Consider the following 23,902-nt stretch of genomic DNA (forward strand, 5'->3'; position numbering starts at 1 on the left):
AAATGGAGCACCATGATAGAATTATTGGGTAAGTCTTTAGAAGAATTACAATCTATCTTTAAGACCCATAATATACAAAAGTTTCGAGCGAAACAGTTAATTGACTATATCTATCATAGATATATTTTTGATTTTGAAGACATGACACAATTTCCGAAAGACTTGCGTCAATGGCTAGGTGATAATTGTGTTATTTCTTTACCTACATTAATTACAGAGTCTATTGCCCCTGATGGAAAGACTCGCAAAATACTTGTAGAGATGTCAGATCAAAGTCGTGTGGAAGCAGTTTTGATGGAGCAACACTATGGGTATTCTGTATGTGTTTCCTCTCAAGTGGGGTGTGCTATGGGATGTGTATTCTGTGCTTCTACACAAGGTGGCTTATACAGAGATTTAACAGTCGCTGAGATTATTGGACAAGTTGTCATATTTGGGGCTCTTACTAAAGAGGAAATACATTCTGTTGTCGTTATGGGCGCAGGGGAGCCGTTACAAAATTATGATAATGTATTACAAGCATTACAACTACTACATGATCCTATGATTTGTAATATTAGTTATCGTAAGATGACGATTTCCACTTGTGGTTGGGTTCCTAATATTTATAAATTAGCTGATGAAGGTTTGCCAATAACCTTAGCACTTTCATTACATGCTACAAATAATGAAGTTCGTCGTAGTATTATGCCCGTTGGGGCACGTTATGAATTGACGGAAGTCTTAGATGCGGTAAAATACTATTATAATACGATACAGCGTCGTGTTACCTTTGAGTATATTCTTATAGATTCTGTAAATGCATCTATGGATGAGGCTCATGCTTTGGGGAAAATCTGTAAAGATTTCCCAAATTGTCATGTTAACTTGATCCCAGTTAATGGCAATGAACATATTGAATTATATAAACCATCTATTACGAATATGAATACATTTAAAGACATCGTCAGTTCCTATGGTGTATCAGTAACGGTACGAAAGGAAATGGGCGATGCAATCCAAGCCGCATGTGGGCAGTTAAAGGCTGCTCATGGTCGGAAAAAGGAGAATCATGAATAATTTTGTTGGTTTAAGTAAAATTGGGCTTGTGCGCCAGCGTAACGAGGACCGTTTCTTCATTGATGGCCATATTTGTGCTGTTACTGATGGCATGGGTGGTTATAGCGGTGGTGAAATTGCAAGTACCTATGCTGTAGATGAAATAAAAGAATATTTGTCCTCCCTTGAAACGATAGGTCAACAAGACTTATGTGATGCTATTATTCACGCTAATCAACGTATTGTAAATCGCGTTGCTTGTGAAGAACGTCTTGCTGGTATGGGTACTACCGCTGTAGTTACAGCTATAAATGGTAATCAACTTTACTGGGCAAGTGTTGGTGATAGTCGTTTGTATGTATATAGAGATGGTCATTTACGACAAATTACTACGGATCATTCTATGGTACAAGAATTATTAACAGCTGGAGAGATTACAAAGGATGAAATGCTAAATCACCCTCAACGGAATTTATTAACTCGCGCAGTTGGTGTTGATGAAATCTTAGAGGTTGATAGTGGCGTAGAATCTATTCTTCCCGGTGATCGTATTTTACTTTGCACTGATGGATTAAGTGGCTATGTATCCGATGATGTAATTGCCTCTGCATTACAATCAACGGATGATGATATGTTGGTTATTGAATCATTGATGGAAGCTGTATATGAAGTCGGAGCAGGAGATAATGTGACCATTGTGGTGGGAACAATCTAATCTAGAAATGGAGAAATAATGAGTACTATGAATATAAAAGGCATACTTCTAGATAACCGCTACCGAATTGTTGATAAAATTGGCGTTGGTGGAATGGCTGATGTATACCTTGGAGAAGATACCTTACTAGGTAGACAAGTAGCAATAAAAGTATTGCATGCTAATTTTGCAAATGATGACGAATTTGTGACTCGATTTAAACGAGAAGCACAAGCGGCAGGTAAATTAAATCATCCAAATATTGTAAATATGTATGATGTAGGTTTTGATCAAAATCTACATTACATTGTCATGGAATATGTAGATGGTGAAACCTTAAAAAAATATATAACTCGTCATGGAAGACTGTCCATAGATGAGGCTGTTAAATTTACTATCGCCATAGCTGAAGGCTTAGAACACGCGCATACAATGGGCATTGTTCATTGTGATATAAAGCCACATAATGTTATTATTACCAATACGGGGCGCGTTAAAGTAACTGACTTTGGTATTGCTCGTGCAATAAATGCAACTAACACAGTTATGTATACGAATTCGATTTTGGGTTCAGCACACTATTTATCACCAGAGCAAGCTAGTGGTAAACCGGTAGACGGCAATACAGATATCTATTCTCTGGGTGTCGTATTGTATGAAATGCTTACAGGTCGTGTACCATTTGAAGGGGAAACGCCAATTGCGGTAGCATTAAAACATGTTCGTGAGAAGGTAGAACCTCCAACACGATATAATCCATCAATTCCTCCGCTTTTAGAAGCTGTTGTTATGAAAGCATTATCTAAAAATCCTGCTGATCGATTTGATTCTATCTCTGATATGATCAGTGATTTGCGATTATCTCAAGGTTTTACGATGGGCAAAACACAACGTCATGAACCATATGACTTTGCTACACAAATGATTCCTGCTGTTGATCCTGAAGCACTTGAAGATCTTAGTACGATTCAAGAAGAACGAAAAGAAGAGGATAAAAAGAAGAGTATGTTAAGTAAAATTGCATCGATTCCACAAAAATACATCGTTCTAGGTGCTGCTGTCATTTTCTTAGTAGCATTTTTAGGTGCTTTCTTAAGCTACGGTAATTTCTGGAGTAATACAACAGTAGATGTACCTAATGTGGTAGGCAAACAAGTTTCTGTAGCAAAAAATATCTTAGAAGATAAACATTTGCGTGTGTCTACAAGTGAAGTCACAAATCCAGATGTGCCAGCTGGTCAAGTTATTTCTCAAACTCCTGGAGCTGGAGAGAAGGTTAAAGAGCAACGAACAATCCATCTTGTGGTTTCTAAAGGTGTAGGCGATATTACGGTGCCAGATTTAACTGATTTAACTGTGGATCAAGCCCGTCAACGACTTAAAGATTTAGGTTTAGTTGTGGGAAAAATAACACAGCAATCTGTAGATGGTAAAAAAGATGGTGTAATCATTGCTCAGAGTCCTTCCGGAGATTCTAAAGTGTCTAAAGGGACAACAATTGATCTCGTTGTAAATAAAGCGAAGGCTAAGAAAGTCAAAGTACCTAATCTTGTTGGTATGACATTAAAAGATGCTCGTGATACATTGAGTAATATTCAACTAGGTGTAAACCAAGTATCTGGATCTGTGGAAGAAAAATCTGTGGTTATAGAGCAAAGCATTAAAGCTGGCGATGAAATTGACGAAGGCTCCACATTAAATCTTACGACTGAGTTCAAAGATGATAAAAAGAAATCTGATAAAAAAGATGGAAACAGTGGTAATAAAACAACTGGTACTATAGATGTTACTGTACCAGCTGGTTTTAAAAATCAAGAACTTAAAATTGTCGTAAAAGATGATGAAGGTTCCGCAGTAATTTATGATGATACCAATAAACCTGGAGATCGTATTGTTCGAAAAGTGTCCGGTGTAGGTAATGTACGTATTGAGGTATACCTCAATGGTGCATTAGTGCAAGAAACTGCATTATAAGAGGTACTATGATTACAGGCATTGTTGTCAAAAATATGAATGGGTACTTTTATGTACAAGATGATACGGGCACCATTCATGAATGTAAGGTTCGTGGCAGACTTAAGAAAGGTCGTTATAGTTTACTTGTGGGTGACCGCGTTACGATTTCGGAGGATGGGTTCGTTGAATCCATCCATGGACGTCATAATTCGATGGTACGTCCAGCAGTAGCTAATATTGACCAAGTTGTATTAGTTGTGGCTGCCCATGAACCAGATATTAATGAGCTATTACTTAATAAAATGCTCGTTATGATTGAACATGCGGATATACCTATCGTGCTATGTATCAATAAATGTGACCTGATGGATTCAGAGACGGAAACTATGGTTGATCTTTATAAATCAATTGGTTATAAGGTTTTGATGACATCCACATATAATATGACAGGCATCGATGATTTACGTCATGTGCTTCAACATAAGGTAACAGCTTTTGCAGGTCCATCTGGTGTTGGTAAGAGTAGTCTTTTAAATGCAGTAGACCCAAAATTCGCCTTCCAGACTGGGGAGGTAAGTGATAAGATTAAACGTGGCAAACACACCACTCGTCACGCTTCTTTATATAGTTTAGATGCAGATTCTTTTATCATGGATACACCTGGATTTAGTGCTATTGAATTTAATGATGTTTCCCTTGAAAGATTGCCTACATTATTCCCAGAATTTGGTGAATATGTTGATACTTGTAAATTTAGTCCTTGCTATCATGAACATGAACCCATTTGTGGGATTAAAGCTGCTCTAGAAGCTGGTCATATTCATCAAGGACGATATGATGCTTATATGTCTATACGTAATGATATAGAAAGTCAACGAAAGAGGTTTTAATATGATAAAAATTGCACCATCTATGCTTTCCGCAAATTTTGCGGTGTTAAGCGAGGAATTAAAATCTATTGAAGCAGCGGGGGCTGATTTATTACATATCGACATCATGGATGGACACTTTGTTCCTAATCTAACCTTTGGTGCTCCCATTGTGAAAGCCATTCGTCCATATACAAAATTACCATTTGATGTGCATTTGATGGTTACTAATCCTGGTGATTATGTAGAAGAATTTGCAAAAATTGGTGTAGAATATTTTACTTTTCATCAAGAAACTGTACCTCATATGCATCGTTTGATTCAACATATCAAGCAGTGTGGGATGAAGGCTGGTGTAGCATTGAATCCTAGTACACCTGTATCTCTACTAGAAGATGTAGCTGCAGATTTAGATATGATTTTAATTATGTCTGTGAATCCAGGATTTGGAGGACAATCTTTTATTAAAAATGCCATAAAAAAAGTTAAACAAGCTAAGATATTGTTAGAAGAAGTAGACAATTCAACGGCAGTCATTGAGGTGGACGGTGGTATTAACGATATTACTTGTGTACCGATTAAAAGAGCGGGGGCTACAGTTTTAGTTGCTGGTTCTGCAGTATTTGGTGCTGAAGATCGTGCAAGTATGATTGAATTCATTCGCAATAATTAAATAAATATTTTCATAATATTCTATAATTCAAATTTGAACATAAGATCGTACATCAATAAGAAAGAGAATGTATTTAAAATAAGGAGTGAGGAATACTTAAAGAATTCCTCACTCCTTGCTTGCTTTTGCCATGATTTTTTGTTAGAATTATTAGGTATGAAAAATATGCACGTCAGTGGACTTCGGTACTGTGCCTAATTTTGGGTGACCCGAAGGATGAAGCGGCGGAGGTTAATTAACAGGAGGTGCCACAATGGCAGTAGTATCAATGAAACAATTATTAGAGGCTGGTGTACACTTTGGTCATCAGACTAGAAGATGGAACCCTAAAATGGCGAAATTCATCTTCACTGAACGCAATGGTATTTATATCATTGATTTGTCTAAAACAGTTAAAAAAGTAGAAGAAGCTTACAATTTCTTGCGTGAAGTTGCTTCCCAAGGCGAAGTAATCTTGTTCGTAGGTACTAAAAAACAAGCTCAAGAAGCTATTAAAGAAGAAGCTATCCGTGCTAACATGTTCTTCGTTAACGAACGTTGGTTGGGCGGTATGTTGACTAATTTCAAAACAATTGAAACTCGTATTAAACGTTTAAAACAATTGGAAGCTATGGCAGAAGACGGTACTTTCGAAGTATTGCCTAAAAAAGAAGTTATCGGTCTTCGTCATGAAATGGATAAATTGGAAAAATACCTTGGCGGTATTAAAGATATGCCTAAAATGCCAGGTGCTCTTTTCGTAGTAGATCCTAAAAAAGAAAAAATCGCTATTGCAGAAGCTAAAAAATTGGGTATTCCTGTAGTTGCAACAGTTGACACTAACTGCGACCCAGACGAAGTTGATTTCCCAATCCCAGCAAATGATGACGCTATTCGCGCTGTTAAATTGTTGGCTGGTAAAATGGCTGACGCTGTTCTTGAAGGTCGTCAAGGCGAATCCTTTGAAGAAGCATTAGATAACATGGTAGCTGATTCCGCAGAAATGGTTCGAGACGGTAAAGCTTAATCGTTGTCGTATTAGCATTTGAAAGATAAATCTATAACATATATAATTGGGGTAAGGACTATATCCTTACCTTAATTAATACTAGGAGGAACAAAATAATGGCAATTACTGCTGCTTTGGTAAAAGAATTGCGCGACATGACTGGCGCAGGTATGATGGACGCTAAAAAAGCATTGGTTGAAACTGACGGTAATATCGATAAAGCGGTTGACCTTCTTCGTGAAAAAGGTTTGGCTGCGGCAGCTAAAAAAGCTGGTCGTATTGCAGCTGAAGGTGTAGTACAATCCTACATTCATGCTGGTGGTCGTATCGGTGTTTTAGTGGAAGTTAACTGTGAAACTGACTTCGTTGCAAAAACTGATGATTTCCAAAATTTAGCACGCGACATCGCAATGCAAATTGCAGCTGTAAATCCTACATACTTGAACCGTGAAGAAGTTCCTACTGAAGTAATTGAACACGAAAAACAAGTATTATTGGAACAAGCTAAAGTAGAAGCTGAAGAAGACGTTAAAGCTGGTCGTAAACCAAAACCTGAAGCTGTTTTAGAAAAAATGGTTGCAGGTCGTATTGAAAAATTCTATAAAGAAAATTGCCTATTAGAACAAGTATTCATTAAAGATGGCGATAAAACTGTTACAGACATCATTAATGAAAGTATTGCAAAAATCGGTGAAAACATCAACGTACGTCGTTTTGTTCGCTATGGTTTAGGTGAAGGCATTGAAAAACGCCAAGATGACTTCGTAGCAGAAGTAATGGCATCTGTTAATTGCTGCTTTAGCAAAATCCACTGATTTAGAAATCGCGATTGTTGTTGGTGGCGGTAACCTATGGAGAGGTTTAGCTGGTAGCAATCAAGGTATGGATCGTGCTACTGCTGACTATATGGGGATGCTAGCAACAGTGATGAACTCCTTAGCATTGCAAGATGCATTAGAGCAAGCTGGTGTAGATACACGTGTTCAAACAGCTATTGAAATGCAAGAAATTGCAGAACCTTATATTCGTCGTCGCGCTATTCGTCATTTAGAAAAAAAACGTATCGTTATCTTCGGTGCTGGCCTTGGTAAACCTTACTTCTCTACAGATACAACAGCTGCATTACGGGCCGCTGAAATTGAAGCCGATGCTATTTTAATGGCAAAGAAATTTGCAGATGGCGTATATGATTCTGACCCTAAGACAAATCCTAATGCTGTTAAATTTGATGAATTAACATATAACGAGATTATCACAAAAGAATTAAAAGTAATGGATGCTACATCTACAACTTTATGTAAAGATAACAATATTCCTATTATTGTATTTAGCATGGATATTCCTGGTAATATTACAAAAGCTGCTAAAGGTGAAGAAATAGGGACCATTGTTCGAGGAGAATAATTCATATGGAAATTAAAGAATTGTTACAACAAGCAGAAGACCGCATGAATAAGTCTATTGAGGCTTTAAAACATGAATTCGCATCTATTCGTACAGGCCGTGCTAGTGTAGCACTACTTGATAAAGTAATGGTTGATTACTATGGAAGTCCATCACCCATTAATCAAGTTGCGAATATCTCCGTGCCTGAACCTCGCATGATTGTGATTGCACCTTGGGATAAAACAATGATTGGTGCTATTGAAAAAGCAATTTTACAATCTGATTTAGGTTTGAACCCTGGTAATGATGGTGCACAAATTCGTTTAAGTATTCCTCAATTAACTGAGGAACGTCGTAAAGAAATCGTTAAAGTAGTTCATAAAAAGGCTGAAGATGCAAAAGTTGCAGTGCGCAACATTCGTCGCGATGTAAATGAAGCATTAAAAAAAGAAGAGAAAGCTAAAACGATTACTGAAGATGATGCTAAAGACGGTTTAGATCAAATCCAAAAGCTTACCGATGCTAAAGTTAAGCAAATCGATGAGTTAAAAGTAGTAAAAGAAAAGGACGTATTAGAAGTATAATGTTTGATTCTAATAGCCTTATTGGAATACCATGGCAGCTTGCAAAGTCTCGTTTGCAGGCTGCCCATATTCCTTTTAAGGTAATGATTGGTGGATCCTTTAATCGCTTCTTTGAAATTTCAGATAAAGGATTTTATGTGGCACGTATTACAAAGGTTGATGAGTGCTTACATATACTACTATATAGACCAATGATTGCCAGCGACTTCGGAAATTCTATCGAGGTAGACTATGCTAAAGAAATTATTTAACCGTAAACGTTCTGATACGCCTGTCATTGATCGTAATATAATTCCACAACATGTTGCTATTATTATGGATGGTAATGGACGATGGGCTAAACGCAGAGGCATGCCGCGCTCCATGGGGCATCGTGCTGGTGCAGATGTATTAAAAGAAATTGTTATGGCCGCAGATGAGATCGGAATTAGAGCTCTTACGGTATATGGTTTCTCCACGGAGAACTGGAAACGTCCTGAACAGGAAGTTTCTTTACTTATGTCTCTCATAAAAGAATACTTAAATAATAATGTTAAGTATATGCATGAACATAATGTACGCATTCGATTTATTGGTTTTATTGGAGGGCTTTCAGAAAACCTACAAAAAATCATTCAAGATGCAGAATTATTAACTCAGAATAATACAGGCCTCACATTACAGTTAGCGATTAACTATGGTGGGCGTGATGAAATAGTTAGAACTATCCGCGACATTGTAAAATCCGTTGCGGATGGGGTTATTACAATGGACAAAATTACTGAAGAATATGTAAGTTCTCAATTATTCACTAAAGAGTTTAGTGATGTAGATTTATTAATTCGTCCTAGTAGTGATTTTAGAATTAGTAATTTTTTGTTATGGCAACTAGCGTATGCTGAATTTTGGTTTACCGATTTGCATTGGCCAGATTTTACTAAGGAAACTTTACTTGAAGCTGTGGCGGCATATCAGAAACGAGAACGCCGATTTGGTGGCTTATGTGATGAGGAATAAAAAATGTTAAAAACACGTGTTATTACCGCTGTTATTGGTTTTATTATTGCCTTAGGGGCCATTACATTTGGTGGATTAGTATATGATGTGCTAATTACACTTTTAGCTTTATTAGGGTGGCGTGAGTTTGTATTACTTGGTAAAGCTAAACGTGTTCGGATATCCATTATATGGGGATATATTAGCATTTTATTGCTAATGATTGCTCTTGCATGTCATCAGTATATTATAGCTATAGCTATTTTAGTATTAAGTTTATTTGCCAATTATATGTTGTGTACATTTGGTGAAACTAAGTACTCGATGTCTAGTGTATCCTTTAGTGTATTTGGTTTATTATATATTGGTATGGGTATGACTTCATTACTCTTGATTCGTCATGACTCAATTTACATGGATTTATCAATGCCTTTTGAACTATATAACTGGGGCACTATTACACTTTGGTTATTATTGTTTACTACTTGGGCTAGCGATACCTTTGCATACTTTTCAGGTCGAGCTTTTGGTAAACGTAAAATAGTACCATCCATTAGTCCTAATAAAACACTAGAAGGTTTTATTGGTGGATTTATCGGCTGTATCCTTACAGGTGCAGTATTTTCGTATATCGTTGGCATTCCTTGGTGGATGGGAATCCATGTAGGTATGATTAGCGGTATATTAGCACCATTAGGTGATTTGTTTGAATCAAAGATTAAACGACTATGTAATGTAAAAGATTCTGGTACATTATTACCAGGTCATGGCGGTGTATTGGATCGCTTTGATAGTTTATTATTTGCGGCTCCCATTACATTAGTATATATATTGCTATTTTCGTACTAATTTTATAGAGGTACACTTATGAAATACCTAAGTATTATCGGCAGTACTGGCTCAATCGGTACACAGACGCTTGATGTGGTGTCTCAACATCCAGATCAATTCAAGGTGGTTGCCTTAGTGGCACATCATAATATTGACCTCTTAGAACATCAGATTAAAGAATATAAACCTTTGGTGGCTGGTCTTGTAGATGAAGGTGCTTTTAAAGAATTACAAGCACGCTATACAGGTCCTACAAAATTGATAGGTGGTAAGGAAGCCCTCATTGCAGCAGCTACAATTCAAGAAGCAACAATGATTGTTACTGCTATTGTAGGTGCTGCGGGAATTGAGCCTACAGTGGAAGCTATAAAACAAGGGAAGACTATAGGTCTTGCTAATAAAGAAACTCTTGTTGCTGGAGGTCCATTAATTACGGCTTTAGCTAAAGAACATGGCGTACAAATCCTACCTATCGATAGTGAACATAGTGCTATATTTCAGTGCTTAGAAGGACAGAAACGTGACAATGTTGATTCTTTAATTGTCACTGCTTCTGGTGGACCTTTACGCACATGGGATTCTAGTAAAATTCAAACTGCAACTGCTGCAGATTGTTTGCGACATCCTACCTGGAATATGGGTAATAAAATAACTATAGACTCTGCCTCTTTATTCAATAAAGGCTTAGAGGTAATAGAAGCTCATTGGTTATTTGGTTTTGATTTTGATCATATTGATGTAGTAGTACATCCTCAAAGTATTGTTCATTCTATGATACGTATGAAGGATGGTGCGATATTAGCGCAAATGGGTAATCCAGATATGCGCGAGCCCATTCAATATGCTTTGACGTATCCCAAACGTGAAGTTTTAAGTATGAATCATCTTGATTTTAGTCAAGCACTACAATTGGAGTTTTTACCTCCACGGTATGACGATTTTCCTGCACTTCGACTTGCGTATGAGGTGGGACGTGCTAGTGGATTTAAACCTGCTGTATTTAATGCAGCTAATGAAACGGCAGTATATGCCTTTTTAGAAGATAAAATCGCCTTTGGTGATATTTATAAAGTCGTTACTTTTGTTCTTGAATCTATGGGACCAGAAGATGATTTTACATTAGATAATTTATTATCCATCGATAGATGGGCCCGTGAAAAGGCAACATCGTTGATGTTATAGGAGAATATATGATTACGGCATTAGCCACAATATTTGTATTTGGTTTAATCGTGTTTATTCATGAATTAGGCCATTTTATTACAGCTAAGATGTCAGGTATGCAAGTTGATGAATTTGCTATAGGTTTTGGTCCAGCTATATTTAAAGTACAAAAAGGGGAAACTTTATATTCTATTCGTATAATTCCTCTTGGAGGATTTAATCGTATTGCTGGTATGACACCTGACGAGCCTCTTAATGAGCGCTTCTTTTATAATAAACCTGCGTGGAAAAAATTTATTGTTATTTCTGCAGGGGCTGTATTTAACTTTATATTAGCCATTGTACTTTTCTTTGGCCTAAATGTGACTGTAGGAAATCTTACATATACAAATGAACCTGTAATTGGTAACATTATTGCGGGTAGTTCTGCAGAGCAGGCTCATTTAGAAGCTAACGATAGAATTATTACGATTGATGGTAAAAAAATTAGTACTTGGGATGATATTCGTCCTAGTTTACAAGGCACAGCAAACCATGGTGTAACTGTTGTTGTAGAGCGTGAAGGAAAAACTATAGAGACTACGGTAATACCTAAAATGGAACAAGATAGTCCTAAGATTGGCATCTACCCTAGCTTTACTCGTGAAACTTATAGTATTGGTGAATCTTTGAGCCTTGCTGTTAGTCGGACGGGGCAAACTATTGTTGCTATGGTCAGTGGGATTTATGATATGATTCGTGGCACACAAGCAGCCGAATTATCTGGTCCAGTAGGAATTTCCCAAATGGCAGGTACTATTGCACAATCAGGATTTGCACCACTATTAAGTTTTGCTGCATTCCTTAGTATTAACTTAGGGGTTATTAATCTTTTACCATTACCTGTTTTAGATGGTGGTCACTTGATTATTATCTTGGCGGAAGCTATAACAGGCCGTAGATTACCTGCTAAAGCTCTTATGTATATACAAATGGTTGGGGTTGCCTTAATGGTAGCATTATTCTTATATGTAACAACGCAGGATATTTTCCGTTTACTATAAGACAGATGGGAGATTACAATGATTGTACGTAAACCAACAAATGGTATCTATGTAGGTACAGTTAAAATCGGCGATTATGCACCGGTAAGTATTCAATCTATGATTACTACGGATCCAGTACATACAGAGAAGGCAATTGCAGAAATTAATCATTTAGCAGAGGCTGGTTGTGAACTGGTTCGTGTCGCCGTTCCTACAATGGCATCTGCAAAGGCTTTAAAGGCTGTTAGAGCGGGCATTTCAATTCCTTTGATCGCCGATATTCACTTTGATTATAGATTAGCTTTAGAAGCTATTGAAAATAATGTTGATGGATTGCGCATTAATCCAGGAAATATTGGTGGTGAAGATAAGGTTTTAGCCGTTATTGAAAAGGCAAAACCTAAACAAATCCCAATTCGCATTGGTGTTAATGCAGGCTCTTTACCAAAGCATATTCTCGATGCTCATGGAGGACATCCTACAGCGGATGGTATGGTTGAAACAGCTTTAGAACACGTAAGAATTTTAGAAAAACTCGATTATCGTCAAATGAAATTATCCATTAAAGCCACGGAAGTACCTCTAATGGTGGAAGCATATCGTAAGTTATCTGATAAGATTCCTTATCCGTTACATTTAGGGGTAACAGAAGCTGGTACTATTAAACAAGGCACTATTAAATCTGCTATGGGGATTGGTGCATTATTGCTCGATGGCATTGGTGATACATTACGGGTATCCTTAACTGGAGATCCAATTCACGAAATTGAAGTAGGTAGAAGTATTTTAAGTAGCTTAGGATTAAGAAATTTTGGGGCCACTATGATATCTTGTCCTACATGTGGTCGTTGCCAAGTAAATTTATTTGATATGGCTGGTATTGTAGAAGAACGTCTAGCATCCATAAAAGCGCCTATTAAGGTTGCCGTTATGGGGTGTGTTGTAAATGGTCCAGGGGAAGCGCGTGAGGCCGACTTTGGTATTGCTGGTGGTGATGGTCAAGGTATTATTTTCCGTAAAGGGAAAGTTATTAAGACTGTACCAGAAGCCGAATTAGTAGATACATTGTTTAGAGAAATTGACCAATATTTAGAAAATTTAGATGAGGAGTCTTTATGTTAGCCACTAAATTATATGCACCTACATTGCGTGAGGTTCCATCTGACGCTGATGTAGTAAGCCAACAGCTTATGCTTCGCGCTGGTTTTATGCGTAAAACTGCAAATGGTTTATATAGTTTTTTACCATTAGGTTGGAGAAGTATTAAAAAGATTGAAGCTATTGTACGTGAAGAAATGGATCGTGCTAGTGCTCAAGAAATTATGATGCCAATTTTACAGCCTGCAGAAATTTGGAAAGAGTCTGGCCGTTGGAACGCATATGGCGCAGAAATGATGCGTATCAATGATCGTCATGATAATGAGTTTTGTCTAGGACCAACACATGAAGAGATGATTACAACCCTCGTTAAAAATGAGATTAACTCATATCGTCAATTACCAGTCAACTTATATCAAATTCAAAGTAAATTCCGTGATGAGCGTCGTCCACGTTATGGCTTGATGCGTAGCCGTGAATTCATTATGAAAGATGCTTATTCTTTTGATGTAGATGAAGCGGGTTTAGATGAATCCTATAAATCTATGTACGATGCATATACACGTATTTTTACACGTTGTGGTCTTACATTCCGCCCAGTAGAGGCTGATAGTGGTGCAATCGGTGGTAGTGGTACGCATGAGTTCATGGCCATTGCCGAAGCTGGTGAAGCTGATATCGTATATTGTACTAAGTGTGATTATGCAGCTAACATTGAAATCGGCAAGCCTGGTATCATGAAGCAAGACGAAGAAGTTCTTCATGAGTTATCTGTTGTGGATACACCAAATGCAAGTTCTATTGAAGCTGTGGCAGACATGTTAAATTTACCATTACATAAAACTATCAAAGCGGTAGTATTTTCTATTGATGGTAAAGTGGTATTAGCCATTGTTCGTGGTGACCATGAAGTAAATGAAGTCGCTGTACAACATGCCGTTCTTGGTGCTGTAGAGCCTGAGATGGCCACCCCTGAAGAATTGGAAAAAGTAGGTTTAATAGCTGGTTTCATCAGTCCTATTGGTTTAAAACAAACAGAAGAATTTGCTATTGTTGTTGATGAATCTGTTATGGAAACTTACAATGTTTGTGGTGGCGCTAATAAAAAAGATGCTCACTACGTTAATATCAATCCAAAACGGGACTTTAATGTAGAAGATATTATTGTTGCTCCAATTCGTTTAATCACGAAGGACGATGTGTGTCCTAAATGTGGGGGTGCTTTAGAACATGCTAAAGGCATCGAAGTGGGTCAAGTATTTAAATTGGGTACAAAGTATTCTGAAGCATTACAAGCTACATTCTTAGATCAAAATGGTCGTCCTAATCCAATGATTATGGGTTGCTATGGTATCGGTGTATCTCGTACACTAGCTGCTGCTATTGAGCAATATCACGATGAAAATGGTATTATTTGGCCACGTTCTATCGCTCCATTTGAAGCAGTTATTGTTCCAATTAATGCAAAAGACGAAGCATTAATGTCTACTAGTCAAACTATTTATACTGCATTACAAAATGCTGGTGTAGATGTATTGTTAGATGATCGTAAAGATCGTGCAGGTGTTAAGTTCAAAGATGCTGATTTGATTGGTTATCCACTTCGCATTACAGTAAGTAAAAATACTCTTGAGAATAACGAAGTAGAAATTCAAATCCGTAAGTCTGGAGAAGCTCTTCCATGTGCTATTGATTCTGTATCTGATAAAGTAACAGAATTGCTTCAAAACTTATAATAGAATTGCGATTCTAGTGAATGTTCATTAGGGTCGCAATTTTTCTTTCTAAACTTGAATTAATAGATTAAATAAGTCATAATTAAATGATAGAATATTTGGAATGGAGGTGCTATATGCTTGTAGATTTTCATATGCATTCCATCTTTTCAGATGGTGTTGAAACACCTAAAGATCTATTGCAACATGCCATAGACTGTAATGTATCTATGATGGCTTTAACCGATCATGATGAAATAGACGGCATTCAAGCATTGCGTGCTGCTCAAAAGAAGTTAGATCCTAATGAATCTATTAAAATCGTAAATGGCTGTGAATTTAGTGCTGATTATAAAGATAAGTCAATTCATATTTTAGGATATTGTTTTGATGAAAATAATAAAGATTTAATCGATTTTATTACGTTTTTTAAAGGAAAACGTGAAGAACGTATCGATGAAATTATCCGTCGTTGTAATAATGAAGGATATTATATTACAAAAGAAGAGCTCATTAAACAATTTCCTGATACTAAAGCTTATGGTCGCCCACATATTGGTAAACTTTTAATTGATGGTGGTTATGCCAAGGATATTAATGATGTATTTAAAGGTATTCTTCGAAAAGATAGTCCTTGCTATGTTCCTAAGGTAAAAGTAGAGGTTCCTTATATTATTGATATTATACATAAAGCTGGAGGACTTGCTGTTATGGCTCATCCTAAATTGGTTACCAGTGATGAATATGTGTTGGAAATGTTAAATTATGATTTTGATGGTATGGAGGTATATCACTCAAAGCATAATGATGATGATGTGGAGCGATATAAAGAATTCGCTAAAAAGCATAAGCTATTTATTACTGGTGGTTCTGATTACCATGGTATTGTAGGCAAGAAACCTGATAGATTTGGTGATTACTTAGTATCTGGTAAGGATGTATCAGAATTTATTAGTTTGTTATAAATGACGAGGTAGGCTATGGAAGTCGTTGCTTTTGTAGGTAGTAGTGGCACAGGTAAAAGTCATCGTGCCCTCGTAGTTGCTCATGAAAATAAAATTGAATGTATCATCGATGATGGTATTTTGATTCATGATAATAAAATTGTAGCTGGCTTTTCTGCAAAAAAAGAGTCTAGTCGTTTAAAAGCTGTTCGTCGTGCTATTTTTCAAGACGAAGTACAAGTTAAATCCGTACGAGAACAATTAGATAAGATTAAACCTAATAAGCTTATGATTATCGGCACTTCTGATAATATGGTTAAGAAGATTACTAAAGCTTTAGGCTTACAAGAACCTGATCGATATATTCGTATAGAAGATGTTGCAACACCTAAGGAAATTGAAAAGGCACAACATGCACGTCTTAAAGAGGGTAAACATATAATTCCTGTGCCGACTATGGAATTAAAGCCACACTTTAGGGGGTATTTGATTGATCCAATCAAAACCATGTGGCGCCGCAGGACTTTGAAAAAACAAGATCAAGATACCTTAGGTCAAATTGGTTCTGAAGGATTTGAACGTTCTGTTGTACGGCCTGCTTTTAGCTACTATGGTCGACTCACTTTTGACGATGAAGTAATTATTAAATTGATTAGAAATGGGTTAAAAAAAGTAGCTGGTGTCGATGAGACCAGTATAATTTCTTTTAAAAAAAGCGACAAAGGTCAAAACGGTCTTGTTGTTGATATGGCTGTAGTTATTGAACATGGATATCCTGTTAAACCGTTGATGCAACAGGTACAAAAATCTGTTCGCAATGAAATTGAATATATTACCGGCATGTCTATTGAACGCATGTCCATTAAAGTTAAGAATATTATTGAAACAAAACGTAAGATTGTTAAAGTGTAGGAGTTAGAATGAAGTCTTATTATATTTACACCTATGGTTGTCAAATGAATACCGCCGACTCTGAGCGATTATCGCATCAGCTGGAATCTGTTGGGTATATACCAACAGAGAATGTTGAAACTGCAGATTTAATTCTGCTAAATACTTGTGCAGTGCGTGAAAATGCAGAAACTAAAGTTTATGGGCGTATAGGTGAGCTAAAAAGACTAAAACGTAATAATAAAAACTTGATTATCGCCGTCACAGGATGTATGGCTCAAAAAAATCAAGCAGAAATGTTTAAACGAGCTCCTCATATTGATATTGTATTGGGTACTCATAATATTCAACATATTAACGAGATGATTGAAGAAGTACAACATGGACATACGCATCAAATCAGCGTAGATATGGATAACTCTGTATTGCCTGAATTAGAGGCAAAACCAAATGGCTCTTTTTATGCATGGGTACCTATTATGAATGGCTGTAATAAATTTTGCACCTATTGTATTGTTCCCCATGTACGTGGTAGAGAGATTAGCCGTCCTGTAGAGGCCATTGTTAAAGAGGTTACAGACCTAGGGGTTAAAGGATTTAAAGAGATCACTTTATTGGGGCAAAATGTAAACTCTTATGGCCTAGATTTTAAAGATGGTACAGATTTTGGTACATTAGTTGATGCTCTTGATGGTATTCCTGGTATAGAACGTATTCGCTATATGACAAGTCATCCTCAAGATATGAGTAAGTCTATGATTGATGCTCTTGGTAGGTCATCCAATATTGTGACGCATTTACATTTACCTATTCAATCTGGTTCCAATCGTATTTTAAAGAAAATGAATCGTCATTACACGGTAGAGCATTATAAAGAATTACTTTCTTATTGCCGTGAAAAAATAAAAGATGTGGTGGTGACTACGGATATCATTGTAGGTTTCCCAGGAGAAACTGAGGAAGATTTTCAAGCTACATTACAATTATTAAAAGATGTGCGCTATGACATGGCGTATACGTTTATCTACTCTAAGCGATCTGGAACGCCAGCAGCAACTATGGATGATCAAATTCCAGAAGAGATTAAGCGCGTTCGCTTACAAACATTGATGGATGTACAAAATGAAATCTCTTATGAATTAAATAAACCTATGGAAGGACAAGTATTTGATATTATTGTAGAGGGACCAAGTCCTCGTGATGAAGACATGTGGTTCGGTCGTACATCTGGTAATAAAATGGTTTTATTCCCTAAGGATGACTCCCTATCAATTGGTCAAACTGTACCAGCTCATATCGATAAAGCTCAAACATGGGTTTGTTATGGTAGTATTGTAAAATAAACTATTAGAATCAAAAAGAACTCGTCACTATTATGTTAACTCTAAGGTTAGAATTTTTATCTAAAATTAGTTTGCTAAACATGTGGTGGCGATGTTCTTTTTTACCATAGATGCTGATTAGAAATCATATGTGTTATAATAATAAAATAATATAAAAGTTGTATATTGAAGACATTCATAGGTATGAACACCATTTACATTTTGTATTTTTACAAAGAAGGTGTAACTATGAAACTTGATTTAAACGCTGTAGGCGAAACGGCATTATTGACACTATATGCAAGAGCGAAAGATTATGAGTCAGATCAATCTGTATTAAAGGATCAGAAATCCTGGGATATTTTAAAGCATATTGATTATGATTTTGATCAATTTAAAGATGTTAAGATGTCTTATTATGGAATTTTAGGACGAGCAAAAGTAATCGATGAAGAGATACGAAACTTTATATCTCTATATCCAGATTGTATCGTCGTATCATTAGGTGCCGGTTTAGATACTATGTTTTATCGAGTCGACAACGGTTATATTGATTGGTATAATATCGATTTTGCCGGAGTGATTGAAGCACGTACACAATTTTTTGAGCCTCATGAACGAGTCCATAATTTAGTGAGTTCTATAACTGATGAATTGTGGACTAAAAATATTGAGATAAATGGACGAAAACTACTGCTTGTTAGTGAAGGTGTAGTTATGTATCTTACATTGGATGAAATGAAGCAGTTTTTAGGCTTGCTGACTGATTCTTTTGAAGAGTTTACGTTATATCTTGATATGATTTCTCCATATGTGGCGAAACGCACTAAACAACATGATATGCTTAGTAAAATGAATGTTTCTTTTCAGTGGGGAACTAAGGACGGTCATAAAATTGTAGTTATGAATCCTAAGCTTAAACAGACTGGATTGATTAATTTTACAGGAAGTATGTTGTCCTTAGCACCTATTGTTTATAAATTATTATACCCGTTTATATATTTGTTTAATAATCGTATGGGAATATACGAATATAAGCGGAATCTGTGATATGACTCATAATATATGAGGTGAATATGAGTAAAAAGCAAACACCTATGATGGAGCAGTATTTAGATATTAAATCTAGATACTCTGAAGAATTATTGTTCTTTCGATTAGGTGATTTTTATGAATTATTTAATGAGGATGCTTTAGTCGCATCACGTGAACTTAATATTACCTTAACAGGTCGTCCTACAGGAGATGAGGAACGCACACCGATGTGTGGCGTTCCTTTTCATGCGGCTGAAAGCTACATAGAAACGCTTGTAAAAAAAGGATATAAAGTTGCTATCTGTGAACAACTAGAAGATCCTAAAGCAGTTAAAGGCATTGTTAAGCGCGATGTCATTAAAGTTGTTACTCCTGGTACAGTGATGACAGAAAATGGTAACGATGCACGGTCAAATAACTTTTTATCATTATTTTATATGGTAAAAGATACGTGGATTCTTGTGTTTTCTGATGTATCTACAGGGGAAGTTATTTGGCACCGCATTACTGATTGTGAAAAACGCAGTGATATGTACGATGCACTCAGCATGTATAGACCAAGTGAAATCATATTGCCTGAAGGAACGATATTACCGCAAGATATTCAGGATTTTATTGAAAATCAATTTAGTAATGTCGTATTTTCTCCTTTTTCTACATACTATACACAACGTGAAGTAGCTGAAAAAGCTGTAACTCATTTCGGTGATTTAGGCCTTATGGAAGAGGATGTATGGGAAGCATTAGGTTATATGCTTTTGTACTTAGAGGATATCATTAAATCTGAAATTTCTCATATCAACTATGTACATCAATTAAGTGTAGGTAATCGCCTTATTCTTGATACATCTTCTTTGCGGCACCTTGAAATTACTCATAATTTACGCGATGGTGGACAAAAAGGTACTTTACTGGATGTACTAGATCGTACGTTGACACCAATGGGGGCACGCCTTTTAAAACAATGGCTTGAAAGTCCATTAACTGATATAAATCAAATACAACGTCGTCAAGCAGCCGTTTCAGAACTTATTACACGCGGTGCTGAACGTTCTCATATTCGTAACTTTTTAGATTGTATTTACGATTTTGAACGCATCGTTGGTCGTGTTGAAACCGGATCTGTGTCTCCCAGAGATTTAACGGCTCTTCGTGAGTCATTAGCAGTTCTACCTGATATTAAGAATGTATTAGGTACATGTTCAAGTCTAGCTTTAACATCTATTAATGAGCGCATGCAAGATCATAAAGATATTTATGACTTATTATGTCGAGCTATTGCAGAGCAACCAGCGTTGACATTAAAAGACGGTCGTGTTATTAAAGATGGATTTAATGCTGATTTAGATGAGCTACGTTCTTTAGCGACTAATAGCGAGCAATGGCTTGCTAAGATGGAAGCGGATATTAAAGAAGCTACAGGGCTTTCAAAAATTAAGACTGGTTATAATAAAGTGTTTGGCTACTATTTCGAGGTATCCCATAGTAAATCAGAACAAGTACCAGACTATTTCATACGAAAACAAACCCTGGCCAATGCTGAACGCTATATTACGCCTGAGTTAAAAGAATTTGAAATTAAAATTCTCAGTGCGAAAGATAAAATCATCGCGTTGGAACACGAACTATATCAACAATTACGCAATGACATTAAACTCGTTATCAAAGATGTGCAAGAAACGGCACGTGCTCTTGCAGACCTTGATGTATTGTGCTCTCTTGCTTTGGTTGCTTATGAAGAAAATTATATTTGTCCAACTATTGTAATGAATGGTCAAATCAATATTCGTGATGGTCGTCATCCAGTTATTGAAAAGTTTTTAAAACGTGAGGTATTTGTACCAAATGATATCGTTCTAAATCATGATGATGAAGAATTTTTACTCATTACAGGCCCTAATATGGCAGGTAAATCTACTTACATGCGTCAAGTGGCTATCTTAATGATTATGGCACAGATTGGTTCCTTTATCCCTGCTCGTGAAGCGTCTATCTCACCTGTGGATCGTATTTTTACACGTGTCGGTGCTAGCGACGATATTTCTACTGGTCAAAGCACGTTCATGGTAGAAATGAAAGAGGTAGCGTATATTTTAGAAAATGCTACCCATAATAGTTTAATTATTCTCGATGAAATTGGTCGGGGTACGAGTACCTTTGATGGTTTGAGTATCGCACAAGCCGTAGTGGAACATATTTGTAAGCACATTCATAGCAAGACTTTATTTGCAACGCACTACCATGAATTGATTTGCTTAGAAGAAAGCTATAGTAAATTAAAAAATTATACCGTTGCAGTTAAAGAAAAAGGGAAAGATGTTGCTTTCTTGCGTCGTATCATTAAAGGTGGTGCAGATCGCAGTTATGGTATCCATGTTGCCAGACTGGCGGGCCTACCTAACTCTGTATTAAAACGAGCTGAAGTGATTTTAGAATCCTTGGAAGATCAAAGTCATGATGCAAGTGACTTAAATAATCGAGTTATGGGTGCTCAACTTACTAATGTGGCAAAACCAGCGGTTAAGCAAGTTAGTGATTCTCCACTAGGCAATTTATTTACCCATTCCGTAGTAGATAGCTTACTGGAAGTCGATGTAATGAGTATGACTCCAATTGAAGCATTAAATAAATTATATGAACTACAAGAGGAAGCTCGTAAAGGAGGCGGGAAATAATGGCAACCATTCACGTATTGGATGAAACGACAATCAATAAGATAGCTGCCGGTGAAGTCGTTGAACGTCCCGCATCAGTTATTAAAGAGCTCATTGAAAACTCTATTGATGCGTCTGCCACTAATATTGAGGTTGAAATTGGTGAAGGCGGTGTGGCCTATATGCGGATTACTGATAATGGTATCGGTATGACGGAGGAAGATGCTCGCTTGGCGATTCTACGTCATGCAACCTCTAAAATTCAACAAGTAGAGGACCTCTTTGATATTGCGTCCCTAGGCTTCCGTGGGGAGGCCTTGGCTAGTATTGCCTCTGTATCTCATTTCTCTTTGACTACTCGTAAAGCAGACTCTGATTTGGGGACTCGTATTACTGTTGATGGCGGCACCTTTACCGATTGCATTCCTTATGGTGCGGCACCTGGTACAACTATCGAAATTAAAGATTTATTTTATAATACACCGGCTCGTCGTAAATTCTTAAAAACGGAGCGTACAGAAGCCTCTAAAATTCAAGATATTGTAGGGAAATTAGCTCTAAGTAATCCACATATTTCTTTTAAGCTTATCATCGATGATCGGGTAGCTATTATCACACCAGGAAATGGCGATATTAGTGATACTGTAGCTGCGCTATATGGATATAAAACCAAAGAAGATATTTTTACTGTTGCCTATGAAAGTGATTCTATCTATATCGATGGCGTAGTGAGTAAGCCCACACTTCTTAAAAGTACAAGGATATGGCAGACCATTATCGTCAATAATCGCGTGATTTCTGATAAAACCATAATGAAGGCTATCGATAATGCATACCATGCACTATTGCCGAAAAATGGTCATCCTTTAGTGGTACTAAATATTACTGTGCCTGCGAGAATGGTTGATATAAACGTACATCCTCGCAAGAGTGAAGTTAAATTCTCAGATGATAAGATTATATTTAAAGCCGTATATCACGGTATCTTAAATGCTTTAAATAATCCACTCCATGAGAGATACGAACGAGAGTCATCATCTTATATGACGGGTACAGTTGCTAACATATCCGATAAATATGGTAATGATATTGCTAGTAATAGTGATATTAAGAATTTTAGTTCTAATAGTACATTCTTAGCTGGTAATACTACTTATGATTCTTATCAAGCACCTACTGTTGTACACGATTCGATGCAGTCAGCTGAACATATAGCAACAGCTATAGATTATGATAAGGTTTTTGGTGGACGCCGTACAAAAGGCTATGAAGTCATGCGCGGTGAAACTTCGCAGTTTGTGGAAAATCTTAAAACAAAGGGGTATACACCACCTGCACCTAAGGCTACTTATGAACAATCCTCTTTTGTAGATGAAAGTTTTGAAGCTGTTCCTACTGCATACACTAGTTATACTTCGGAAGATGTAGAGAAGTTTAAATCCTTGTCTCACGATATTCGTAACGAAGAGATAGAAGAACGTACAATTCAAAACTCGGGCTTTTTACCAATGGGTCAAGTTGCATCTTGTTATATATTAGCTAAAAAAGGTGATGATCTATATATCATAGATCAACATGCTGCACATGAGCGTGTGCGTTATGATAAGTTGTGTAAGTCTTCTGAATCGATTCCTATGCAATCTATTTTGGTTCCTCAGTATAGTGAGGCCACAAATGATGAAATGAATTTAGTAGAGGAAGAACGAGAAACATTACTTGATCTTGGCTTTGATGTAGAGTTAGGTGGTCCTACTAAGATAAAATTAGTAGGGGCTCCAGTAGATTTAGTAGAGTCAAAAGCATTTGAAATTCTGCAATATATATTCTCTTACTTACATGATCATCAACAGCCTACTAAGGCCCAATTACGACATGAAATGTTAGCTTATGCATCTTGTAGAGGGGCCATCAAGGCAGGTCATAATTTAAATATGTATCAAATGACTACCTTAATTGAGGACTTATTTAGTACCGAAAAACCATATGTATGTCCTCATGGTCGTCCTACGATTATCAAATTTACACCTGATGAATTAGGTAAATTATTCTTACGGTCTTAA

The 23,902-nt window shown here is 36.7% G+C and carries 21 protein-coding genes and 1 pseudogene; all 22 read left to right on the forward strand.

All coding sequences use genetic code 11. The annotated features are described in order from the left end of the window. Positions 1–12: 12 nt before the first annotated feature. On the forward strand, positions 13–1,059 hold the full coding sequence (gene rlmN, locus KH286_RS01255; RefSeq protein ID WP_278617527.1) for a 23S rRNA (adenine(2503)-C(2))-methyltransferase RlmN: 1,047 nt from the start codon (positions 13–15) through the stop codon (positions 1,057–1,059). Continuing rightward, a complete protein-coding gene (locus KH286_RS01260; protein ID WP_004697417.1) occupies positions 1,052–1,753 on the forward strand; it encodes a Stp1/IreP family PP2C-type Ser/Thr phosphatase in 702 nt (233 codons plus the stop codon). The genes rlmN and KH286_RS01260 overlap by 8 nt, the downstream gene beginning before the upstream one ends. A gap of 27 nt (positions 1,754–1,780) precedes the next feature. Continuing rightward, positions 1,781–3,706 (forward strand): Stk1 family PASTA domain-containing Ser/Thr kinase, encoded by a 1,926-nt coding sequence (gene pknB, locus KH286_RS01265; RefSeq protein WP_278617564.1) that lies wholly within the window; start codon positions 1,781–1,783, stop codon positions 3,704–3,706. An 8-nt stretch (positions 3,707–3,714) separates the two neighbouring features. Next, positions 3,715–4,578: a ribosome small subunit-dependent GTPase A gene (gene rsgA / locus KH286_RS01270; protein WP_012864314.1), complete on the forward strand. Its 864-nt coding sequence runs from the start codon at positions 3,715–3,717 to the stop codon at positions 4,576–4,578. 1 nt (position 4,579) lies between these two features. Continuing rightward, complete coding sequence (gene rpe, locus KH286_RS01275) at positions 4,580–5,230, forward strand: ribulose-phosphate 3-epimerase (protein ID WP_008713843.1); 651 nt, start codon at positions 4,580–4,582, stop codon at positions 5,228–5,230. A 253-nt stretch (positions 5,231–5,483) separates the two neighbouring features. After that, on the forward strand, positions 5,484–6,236 hold the full coding sequence (rpsB, locus tag KH286_RS01280) for a 30S ribosomal protein S2 (protein WP_004695687.1): 753 nt from the start codon (positions 5,484–5,486) through the stop codon (positions 6,234–6,236). Between the two features lie 98 nt (positions 6,237–6,334). After that, positions 6,335–7,033 (forward strand): translation elongation factor Ts, encoded by a 699-nt coding sequence (tsf, locus tag KH286_RS01285; protein ID WP_278617528.1) that lies wholly within the window; start codon positions 6,335–6,337, stop codon positions 7,031–7,033. Continuing rightward, positions 7,008–7,622 (forward strand): annotated as a pseudogene (gene pyrH, locus KH286_RS01290) (UMP kinase); the annotation flags it as partial. The gene tsf and the pseudogene pyrH, both read left to right, overlap by 26 nt. Before the next feature lie 5 nt (positions 7,623–7,627). Then, positions 7,628–8,188 (forward strand): ribosome recycling factor, encoded by a 561-nt coding sequence (frr, locus tag KH286_RS01295; protein WP_008713847.1) that lies wholly within the window; start codon positions 7,628–7,630, stop codon positions 8,186–8,188. After that, entirely contained in the window at positions 8,188–8,439 is a 252-nt protein-coding gene (locus KH286_RS01300; protein WP_004697100.1) for a hypothetical protein, read from the forward strand. The genes frr and KH286_RS01300 overlap by 1 nt, the downstream gene beginning before the upstream one ends. After that, on the forward strand, positions 8,420–9,184 hold the full coding sequence (locus tag KH286_RS01305; RefSeq protein WP_008713849.1) for an isoprenyl transferase: 765 nt from the start codon (positions 8,420–8,422) through the stop codon (positions 9,182–9,184). Before KH286_RS01300 ends, KH286_RS01305 begins: the two co-directional genes overlap by 20 nt. 3 nt (positions 9,185–9,187) lie before the next feature. After that, positions 9,188–10,012 (forward strand): phosphatidate cytidylyltransferase, encoded by an 825-nt coding sequence (locus KH286_RS01310; protein ID WP_008713850.1) that lies wholly within the window; start codon positions 9,188–9,190, stop codon positions 10,010–10,012. An 18-nt stretch (positions 10,013–10,030) separates the two neighbouring features. Then, complete coding sequence (locus KH286_RS01315; RefSeq protein WP_278617529.1) at positions 10,031–11,176, forward strand: 1-deoxy-D-xylulose-5-phosphate reductoisomerase; 1,146 nt, start codon at positions 10,031–10,033, stop codon at positions 11,174–11,176. Between the two features lie 8 nt (positions 11,177–11,184). After that, positions 11,185–12,201, forward strand: coding sequence for an RIP metalloprotease RseP (gene rseP, locus KH286_RS01320; RefSeq protein ID WP_278617530.1), 1,017 nt, complete (start codon positions 11,185–11,187; stop codon positions 12,199–12,201). A gap of 18 nt (positions 12,202–12,219) precedes the next feature. Next, entirely contained in the window at positions 12,220–13,305 is a 1,086-nt protein-coding gene (ispG, locus tag KH286_RS01325; RefSeq protein ID WP_004695704.1) for a flavodoxin-dependent (E)-4-hydroxy-3-methylbut-2-enyl-diphosphate synthase, read from the forward strand. Next, positions 13,299–15,017, forward strand: a complete 1,719-nt coding sequence (locus tag KH286_RS01330) for a proline--tRNA ligase (RefSeq protein WP_008600855.1) — start codon at positions 13,299–13,301, stop codon at positions 15,015–15,017. The genes ispG and KH286_RS01330 overlap by 7 nt, the downstream gene beginning before the upstream one ends. A 116-nt stretch (positions 15,018–15,133) precedes the next feature. After that, positions 15,134–15,961: a PHP domain-containing protein gene (locus tag KH286_RS01335; RefSeq protein ID WP_004695708.1), complete on the forward strand. Its 828-nt coding sequence runs from the start codon at positions 15,134–15,136 to the stop codon at positions 15,959–15,961. A gap of 15 nt (positions 15,962–15,976) precedes the next feature. After that, on the forward strand, positions 15,977–16,852 hold the full coding sequence (locus KH286_RS01340) for an Asp23/Gls24 family envelope stress response protein (protein ID WP_004695710.1): 876 nt from the start codon (positions 15,977–15,979) through the stop codon (positions 16,850–16,852). Positions 16,853–16,860: 8 nt separating this feature from the next. Next, the gene (gene miaB / locus KH286_RS01345; protein WP_060919772.1) at positions 16,861–18,174 is read left to right on the forward strand and encodes a tRNA (N6-isopentenyl adenosine(37)-C2)-methylthiotransferase MiaB; all 1,314 of its coding nucleotides are present in this window, start codon (positions 16,861–16,863) and stop codon (positions 18,172–18,174) included. Positions 18,175–18,402: 228 nt separating this feature from the next. Beyond that, positions 18,403–19,203 carry a class I SAM-dependent methyltransferase gene (locus tag KH286_RS01350; protein WP_278617531.1) on the forward strand — a complete coding sequence of 267 codons (801 nt, stop codon included), beginning with the start codon at positions 18,403–18,405 and terminating at the stop codon, positions 19,201–19,203. A gap of 26 nt (positions 19,204–19,229) precedes the next feature. Continuing rightward, positions 19,230–21,863 carry a DNA mismatch repair protein MutS gene (mutS, locus tag KH286_RS01355; RefSeq protein ID WP_021148120.1) on the forward strand — a complete coding sequence of 878 codons (2,634 nt, stop codon included), beginning with the start codon at positions 19,230–19,232 and terminating at the stop codon, positions 21,861–21,863. Then, positions 21,863–23,902 carry a DNA mismatch repair endonuclease MutL gene (gene mutL, locus KH286_RS01360; RefSeq protein ID WP_004695719.1) on the forward strand — a complete coding sequence of 680 codons (2,040 nt, stop codon included), beginning with the start codon at positions 21,863–21,865 and terminating at the stop codon, positions 23,900–23,902. The genes mutS and mutL overlap by 1 nt, the downstream gene beginning before the upstream one ends.

The sequence above is a fragment of the Veillonella parvula genome (genome assembly GCF_018378075.1).
GTDB classification, from domain to species: Bacteria; Bacillota; Negativicutes; order Veillonellales; family Veillonellaceae; genus Veillonella; species Veillonella parvula_K.

Bases quoted from the DNA above. Each gene is read 5' to 3' on its own strand.
- rlmN (WP_278617527.1), top strand. From the start codon at position 13: ATGATAGAATTATTGGGTAAGTCTTTAGAAGAATTACAATCTATCTTT.
- KH286_RS01260 (WP_004697417.1), top strand. From the start codon at position 1,052: ATGAATAATTTTGTTGGTTTAAGTAAAATTGGGCTTGTGCGCCAGCGT.
- pknB (WP_278617564.1), top strand. From the start codon at position 1,781: ATGAATATAAAAGGCATACTTCTAGATAACCGCTACCGAATTGTTGAT.
- rsgA (WP_012864314.1), top strand. From the start codon at position 3,715: ATGATTACAGGCATTGTTGTCAAAAATATGAATGGGTACTTTTATGTA.
- rpe (WP_008713843.1), top strand. From the start codon at position 4,580: ATGATAAAAATTGCACCATCTATGCTTTCCGCAAATTTTGCGGTGTTA.
- rpsB (WP_004695687.1), top strand. From the start codon at position 5,484: ATGGCAGTAGTATCAATGAAACAATTATTAGAGGCTGGTGTACACTTT.
- tsf (WP_278617528.1), top strand. From the start codon at position 6,335: ATGGCAATTACTGCTGCTTTGGTAAAAGAATTGCGCGACATGACTGGC.
- frr (WP_008713847.1), top strand. From the start codon at position 7,628: ATGGAAATTAAAGAATTGTTACAACAAGCAGAAGACCGCATGAATAAG.
- KH286_RS01300 (WP_004697100.1), top strand. From the start codon at position 8,188: ATGTTTGATTCTAATAGCCTTATTGGAATACCATGGCAGCTTGCAAAG.
- KH286_RS01305 (WP_008713849.1), top strand. From the start codon at position 8,420: ATGCTAAAGAAATTATTTAACCGTAAACGTTCTGATACGCCTGTCATT.
- KH286_RS01310 (WP_008713850.1), top strand. From the start codon at position 9,188: ATGTTAAAAACACGTGTTATTACCGCTGTTATTGGTTTTATTATTGCC.
- KH286_RS01315 (WP_278617529.1), top strand. From the start codon at position 10,031: ATGAAATACCTAAGTATTATCGGCAGTACTGGCTCAATCGGTACACAG.
- rseP (WP_278617530.1), top strand. From the start codon at position 11,185: ATGATTACGGCATTAGCCACAATATTTGTATTTGGTTTAATCGTGTTT.
- ispG (WP_004695704.1), top strand. From the start codon at position 12,220: ATGATTGTACGTAAACCAACAAATGGTATCTATGTAGGTACAGTTAAA.
- KH286_RS01330 (WP_008600855.1), top strand. From the start codon at position 13,299: ATGTTAGCCACTAAATTATATGCACCTACATTGCGTGAGGTTCCATCT.
- KH286_RS01335 (WP_004695708.1), top strand. From the start codon at position 15,134: ATGCTTGTAGATTTTCATATGCATTCCATCTTTTCAGATGGTGTTGAA.
- KH286_RS01340 (WP_004695710.1), top strand. From the start codon at position 15,977: ATGGAAGTCGTTGCTTTTGTAGGTAGTAGTGGCACAGGTAAAAGTCAT.
- miaB (WP_060919772.1), top strand. From the start codon at position 16,861: ATGAAGTCTTATTATATTTACACCTATGGTTGTCAAATGAATACCGCC.
- KH286_RS01350 (WP_278617531.1), top strand. From the start codon at position 18,403: ATGAAACTTGATTTAAACGCTGTAGGCGAAACGGCATTATTGACACTA.
- mutS (WP_021148120.1), top strand. From the start codon at position 19,230: ATGAGTAAAAAGCAAACACCTATGATGGAGCAGTATTTAGATATTAAA.
- mutL (WP_004695719.1), top strand. From the start codon at position 21,863: ATGGCAACCATTCACGTATTGGATGAAACGACAATCAATAAGATAGCT.